This window comes from Streptomyces sp. NPDC006314 (genome assembly GCF_040613075.1).
In the GTDB taxonomy this organism is placed as follows: domain Bacteria; phylum Actinomycetota; class Actinomycetes; order Streptomycetales; family Streptomycetaceae; genus Streptomyces.
This window is the reverse complement of the sequence record NZ_JBEXRL010000019.1, coordinates 143842-150092: the sequence shown is the minus strand read 5'-3', so window position 1 is coordinate 150092 and position 6251 is coordinate 143842. Positions and strand designations below refer to the sequence as shown.

Genomic DNA, 6251 nt, shown 5'->3' with positions numbered 1-6251 from the left:
TTTCCTTTCCGGCGGTTCCGACTCTATCAGATCCTTTCGGCGTCTGACTCCCAGTCAGGGGGTTTTGCCTTCCCGGCCCTTGGGCCGTTCCGACGGGTGAGACTTTAGCGGATTCCGTGCTCCCGAGCTAATCGGGGACATGCGTCCTTTCGAACACGGATTCCTCATTTCGCAAATACGCGCGCCAATGCAGTCGGCGCCGGAGCGTCGATGAGTGGGTGGTGCTTGCGGAATGGCTGTCCGGGGACCGACCGGAGTCGGCGCTCACGTCGGACAACTCGGAGAACACTACGTAGCGGCCCGGGGCGTGTCAACTCTCGCCCCGAGGCCGCCGCTGAGGCGTACGCTGGGGGACGTGACTACGCATACGTGCACCCAGCGTTGGTGGGCCGCCTGACGGCGGCCGTACTCACGTATGCACTCAACGGCCGCCGCTTCGGCGGCCGTTCTCGTATCTCCTCCGGGGCTCCGGGGGCCGGCCGCAGGAGCGGCGGTCCCGATCAGGAGGTGGAGTGGAGATGACGCGGATCTTCAGCGGGATCAAGCCGACCGGGCACGTGACCCTGGGGAACTACCTGGGCGCCATGCGGCGCTGGGCCGAGGTGGACCAGCACCGGGCGGACTCGCTGTTCTGCATCGTTGATCTGCACGCGCTGACCGTGGACCACGATCCGGCTCGGGTGCGCAGGCTCAGTCGGCAGGCGGCGACGCTGCTGCTGGCGGCCGGGCTCGACCCCGAGGTGTGCACCGTGTACCTGCAGAGCCATGTCGACGAGCACACGAGACTGTCGTACCTGCTGGAGTGCGTGGCGACCGACGGCGAGATGCGGCGGATGATCCAGTACAAGGAGAAGTCCGCGCGGGAGCGGGAGCGCGGCGGGAGCGTACGGCTGTCGCTGCTGACGTATCCGGCGCTGATGGCGGCGGACATCCTGGCGTACAGCACGGACGAGGTGCCGGTCGGCGACGACCAGGTGCAGCACGTGGAGTTGGCGCGGGACCTGGCGGTGCGGTTCAACCAGCGGTATGGACACACGTTCGTGGTACCGAGGGCGACCCGTCCCGGGGTGGCGGCGCGGGTGATGAATCTGCAGGACCCGACATCGAAGATGGGGAAGTCCGACGACTCGGGGCCGGGGATCGTCTATCTGCTCGACGAGCCGGACGTGGTGCGCAAGAAGGTCATGCGGGCCGTGACCGACAGCGGGCGGGATGTCGAGTACGACCGGGAGACGCGGCCGGGAGTGGCCAATCTGCTGGAGCTCCTCGCGGCGTGCACGGGCGGGAACCCGGAGGCCCTGGCCGGTGTGTACGAGTCGTACGGCGCCTTGAAGAAGGACACCGCGGAGGCCGTGGTGGAGGTCCTCAAGCCCGTGCAGGCCAGGCACAGGGAGCTGTGCGCGGATCCCGCCCATGTGGAGGGGGTGCTGCGGGACGGTGCGGAGAAGGCCCGGGCCATGGCCCGGCCGACCGTCGATGCCGCGTATCGGGCGATCGGGCTGCTGCCACCGGTGTTCGAGACGGCGCTGAGCGCGGCCGGCGGCTAGGGACCTGGGGCTCCCGGTGCGCGGGGACGGTCGGCCGGTCCGGTGCCGAAAGGCCGACCCCCCGCCACCGGTCCGGCCTTTCGGCCCTGCCGGCTTGCTCGGACCCTTCTCGCGGCCTGCCTCAGTCCTTCTTGCCGGAGGCGAGTTCGCGGCTGCGGTCGCGGGCGGCTTCAAGGGCGGCGATGAGGGCGGCTCGCACGCCGTGGTTCTCCAGCTCGCGGATGGCGTTGATGGTCGTGCCCGCCGGGGAGGTGACGTTCTCACGGAGCTTGACGGGGTGCTCCCCGCTGTCGCGGAGCATCACGGCGGCGCCGATCGCGGACTGGACGATGAGGTCGTGGGCCTTGTCGCGGGGCAGGCCGAGCAGGATGCCGGCGTCGGTCATGGCCTCGACCAGGTAGAAGAAGTACGCCGGGCCGGAGCCGGACAGCGCGGTGCAGGCGTCCTGCTGGCTCTCGGGGACCCGGAGCGTCTTGCCGACGGCGCCGAAGATCTCCTCGGCGTGGGCGAGGTGCTCGGCGGTGGCGTGGCTGCCGGCGGAGATGACCGACATCGCCTCGTCGACGAGGGCGGGGGTGTTGGTCATGACACGGACGACCGGGGTGCCTGGCGCCAGGCGCTCCTCGAAGAATGAGGTGGGGATACCGGCGGCTCCGCTGATGACCAGGCGGTCGGCCGGGATGTGCGGGGCGAGTTCGTCCAGGAGGGTGCCCATGTCCTGCGGCTTGACCGTGAGGATCAGGGTGTCGGCGGTCTTGACGGCCTCGGTGTTGCTGACCGGGGTGACTCCGTGGCGGGTGCGGAGTTCTTCGGCGCGTTCCGCGCGGCGGGCGGTGACCAGGAGGTCGGCGGGGGCCCAGCCGGCCCGGATCATTCCGCTGAGCAGGGCTTCGCCGATCTTGCCGGTGCCGAGGACTGCGACTTTCTGGCTCATGGGGTAATCCTCGCACCGGCCCTGGCGGGTGGGGGGTGGTTGTCCGGCAGGCGGGACACCGCCGGGTGTGCCTATGCCGTGCGGCGCCTGAGGGTGGCCGCGCCCAGTCCCAGGACGAGCAGTGCGCAGCCGGCCACGATCAGGATGTCGCGGACGAAGGTCGCGGTCATGTCGGTGTGGTGCAGGACCTGGTTCATGCCGTCCACGGCGTACGACATCGGCAGGGCGTCGGAGATGGCCTCCAGGGCGGGGTGCATGTCGGAGCGGGGAGTGAACAGGCCGCAGAGGAGGAGCTGGGGAAAGATCACCGCGGGCATGAACTGGACCGCCTGGAATTCCGAGGCCGCGAAGGCCGAGACGAAGAGACCGAGGGCCGTGCCGAGCAGCGCGTCGAGGAGGGCGACGAGCAGGAGCAGCCAGGGGGAGCCGGTGACGTCGAGGCCCAGCGGCCACACCGCGAGGCCGGTGGCGAGGGCCGACTGGACGATGGCGAGGGTACCGAAGGCGAGGGCGTAGCCGGCGATGACGTCGGCTTTGCCGAGGGGCATGGCGAGGAGGCGTTCCAGGGTGCCGGAGGTGCGTTCGCGCAGGGTGGCGATGGAGGTGACCAGGAACATCGTGATCAGCGGGAAGATCCCGAGCAGGGAGGCGCCGATGTTGTCGAAGGTGCGGGGGCTGGCGTCGAAGACGTAGCGCAGCAGGACCAGCATCAGGCACGGGATGAGGATCATCAGCGCGATGGTGCGCGGGTCGTGGCGGAGCTGGCGCAGGACCCGGGCGGCCGTGGCGGTGGTACGGGCGGCGCTGAAGGCGCTGGTGGGTGCGGCGGTGTGCGCGGGGGCGGTCGGGCTCATCGGGTGCTCTCCTTGGTGCGGCCCGCCGTGACGGCCTGGTCGACGAGGTGCAGGAAGGCGGCCTCGACCGTGTCGGTGCCGGTGCGGGTGCGCAGGGCGTCCGGGGTGTCGTCGGCGAGGATCTCGCCCTCGCGCATGAGGAGGAGGCGGTGGCAGCGCTCGGCCTCGTCCATGACATGGGAGGAGACGAGGAGGGTGGTGCCGCGGGTGGCGGCGAGGTCGTGGAAGAGGCTCCACAGGTCTCGGCGCAGGACCGGGTCGAGGCCGACGGTGGGCTCGTCCAGGACGAGGAGTTCGGGGGTGCCGAGAAGGGCGACGGCCAGGGAGACGCGGCTCCGCTGTCCGCCGGAGAGGTTGCCGGCGAGGACGTCGGCGTGGTGGGTGAGGTCGACGTCGGCGATGGCCCGGGTGACGTGCTGGCAGCGGCGTTCGGCGGCGGCGCGGCCGGGGTCGAGGATCGCGGCGAAGTACTCGAGGTTCTGGCGGACGGTCAGGTCGTCGTAGACGGATGGGGCCTGGGTGACGTAGCCGACGCGGCTGCGGAGGGCGGGGTGGCCGGCCGGGTGGCCGAGGACGTCCAGGGTGCCGGTGACCTTGGCCTGGGTGCCGACGATGGAGCGCATGAGGGTCGATTTGCCGCAGCCGGAGGGGCCCAGCAGGCCGGTGATCTGGCCGCGGGGGACGGTGAAGCGGAGGTGGTGCAGGACGGTACGGGGGCCACGGACGACGGTGAGGTCTTCGGCGTGGACGGCGGGGGCGGAGGCCGGGTGGGGTGGGTCCGGCGCATAATTCATCATGTGATGAATAATCTGCCCGGCCGGTCGGGGTCGTCAAGGGGGCGGGCCGCTTGTCCCTGGCGGGCGGGGCCTGGCGGCCGGGGCGGGGGTGGGCCGCATGGGTGAGTGCGGCCCCAGGGGCGGGGCGCATGCCGGAGCGGCAGCCGGGCGGGAGCCCGACCGCCGCTCCCCGGGCGAGAGAAGCCGAGGTCAGGGCTTGGTGGCGACGAGCAGCAGCACGTCGTACGTCTCCTCGACCATGCCGTCCGGGAAGACCTTCGACAGGTGGCCGCGCTCCTCGTCCAAGAAGGCGGTCCTGCGTTCCTCGGGCGTGACGAGGAAGACGGAGTGACTGCCGATGTTGGCGAGGTGGGTGTCGATCGGGACGCGGCGGCTCCACCGGACCTCGCGGCGGGTGAAGTCGAGACGGCCGCTCGGGTCGGCCCGGTCCGTGCGCTCACCGGCCTCGCGCTTCTCGGCGGCGAGGTCCACCCCGAGGAAGCGGGCGGCGCGATCGGCTGCCTCGGCGCTCCAGTCGACGTCGAGGGCGTGGGTGTTCCACCACAGCGCCAGCGCGCCGCCCGGCCGCAGCACCCGCAGCGCCTCCGGCACCGAGTGGGCCGGGTCGGTCCAGTGCCAGGCCTGCGCGTAGGTGAGGAAGTCGGCCTGGGCGTCGGCGACGGGAAGGGCGTTGCCGTCGCCCCGGACGATCGGGATGTGGGGCAGGCCGCGGCGGAACTCGGCGGCCATGCCGTCGCCGGGTTCGACCGCGAGGACGTCGGCGCCGCGGGCGTGCAGGAGGGCGGTGGCGATGCCGGTACCGGCGCCGACGTCCACGACCTTGGCCCCGGACAGGGACCGGCCGGCCGTTTCCTCGACGGCGTCGAAGAGGGCGGCCGGGTAGGACGGGCGGTTAGCGGCGTACTGGGCGGCGGCGGAATCGAACGAGCGGGCGCGGAGAGCGTGGGCGGCGTGCGGCTGCGCGGTGGTCATGCGGCCATGCTGGTCGGATGCGGCGGGAAAGGACAGCGACTTGTGGCCGACTGCGCCTGCGGGTACGGGCGCGGGCCGCGGGTACCAGGCGGGGATTCGCCGGGTCCGCCCCTGCCTCTTCTGCCGCCGGGGCTTGCTGTCCTACCGGCGCCGCTTCTTCTTCGAGGGGTTGCCGGTACGGCGGGTGGTGCGGCGTTCGTGTTCCTCGCGGGCCTTCTCGTACTCCTCGCGGTGCAGCCTCTCGCCCGGGGCCTCGGTGAGGGAGCGGAAGAAGTAGGCGAGCACGGAGCCGACGAAGCCGATGGCGAGCAGGCCGCGCAGGGAGGCCTGACGCTGGGGGTCGTGCCGCTTGCCGAACCCCTCCCAGGTGTTGCGAAAGGCGAGTGCGCTGCAGATGGCGAACATGGCGACGATCAGCACGGTCACGAAGGAGCCGGTGTCGGCGATCTGGATGCCGTCGTAGGCGAAGCGCAGCACCAGGCAGGAGACGGCGGCCGCGGCGAGGGAGCCGACGGCGACGCCGGCGCGGCGGGCCGCGTAGCCGTTGTCGTGGTTCACCCAGGAGGTGCCGAAGAAGCGCAGGGGCTCCGGGCGGGGGCCGCTGCCGCTGCTCAGGGCCGCGCCGCCTGGGGAGCCCGCCGGGGTGCCCGGGGTGCCGGTTTCGTCGCTCACGGGACGATTATGGCGCCGGGCGGAGGCGGGCTCCCGATCGGGTCAGGCGCAGCGGGGGCGTCAGACGGCGCAGCGTGAGGCGACGTAACCGTCGCTGCCCGTCTGGACGTAGGCGTCGGAGACGTACTCGCCGTTGTCGATGTTGTCCCAGATCTTCGTGGTGCCGTAGGGGCCCGTGACCGTCGTGCCGGGTGCCTGGCAGAAGATCGGGACGCGGGTGCCCTCGGGAAGGACCCGGACGATGCCGTAGTTGGTGCCGGGTCCGTTGCGGACGTTCAGGCGGACGCCCGGGGCCACCGCGAACGTGCGCACGGCCGCCTCCACCGTGAGGGACTCCTGCTCACCGGAGCCGGTGGCTGCTTCCGAACGGTCGACAGACATGAGACCTCTCCCCCTGGACCCCACGGCCGTCATGGGGACCGTCGATTTCTCGAGGCGAGTCACGGAACACCTGTGCCCGACTCGCTTCGCGGAG

At 71.5% G+C, this 6251-nt stretch carries 7 protein-coding genes; 1 reads left to right on the top strand and 6 read right to left on the bottom strand.

Features of this window, described 5'->3' with window-relative positions; genetic code table 11:
* Window positions 1-518 precede the first annotated feature (518 nt).
* Window positions 519-1547: a tryptophan--tRNA ligase gene (gene trpS / locus ABZ079_RS29105; protein ID WP_356942409.1), complete on the top strand. Its 1029-nt coding sequence runs from the start codon at window positions 519-521 to the stop codon at window positions 1545-1547.
* A 121-nt stretch (window positions 1548-1668) separates the two neighbouring features.
* Here the strand turns inward: trpS and proC are convergent, their stop codons facing one another.
* The 6 genes from proC to ABZ079_RS29075 form a co-directional block, all read right to left on the bottom strand.
* Window positions 1669-2481: a pyrroline-5-carboxylate reductase gene (gene proC, locus ABZ079_RS29100; protein ID WP_356942408.1), complete on the bottom strand. Its 813-nt coding sequence runs from the start codon at window positions 2479-2481 to the stop codon at window positions 1669-1671.
* Window positions 2482-2552: 71 nt separating this feature from the next.
* Window positions 2553-3335 (bottom strand): ABC transporter permease, encoded by a 783-nt coding sequence (locus ABZ079_RS29095; RefSeq protein WP_356942407.1) that lies wholly within the window; start codon window positions 3333-3335, stop codon window positions 2553-2555.
* The gene (locus tag ABZ079_RS29090) at window positions 3332-4132 is read right to left on the bottom strand and encodes an ABC transporter ATP-binding protein (RefSeq protein WP_356942406.1); all 801 of its coding nucleotides are present in this window, start codon (window positions 4130-4132) and stop codon (window positions 3332-3334) included. Before ABZ079_RS29090 ends, ABZ079_RS29095 begins: the two co-directional genes overlap by 4 nt.
* A gap of 189 nt (window positions 4133-4321) precedes the next feature.
* A complete protein-coding gene (locus ABZ079_RS29085) occupies window positions 4322-5104 on the bottom strand; it encodes a class I SAM-dependent methyltransferase (RefSeq protein ID WP_356942405.1) in 783 nt (260 codons plus the stop codon).
* Window positions 5105-5245: 141 nt separating this feature from the next.
* The gene (locus tag ABZ079_RS29080; protein ID WP_356942404.1) at window positions 5246-5776 is read right to left on the bottom strand and encodes an EamA/RhaT family transporter; all 531 of its coding nucleotides are present in this window, start codon (window positions 5774-5776) and stop codon (window positions 5246-5248) included.
* Window positions 5777-5836: 60 nt separating this feature from the next.
* Entirely contained in the window at window positions 5837-6157 is a 321-nt protein-coding gene (locus ABZ079_RS29075; protein WP_356942403.1) for an SH3 domain-containing protein, read from the bottom strand.
* Window positions 6158-6251: the final 94 nt, after the last annotated feature.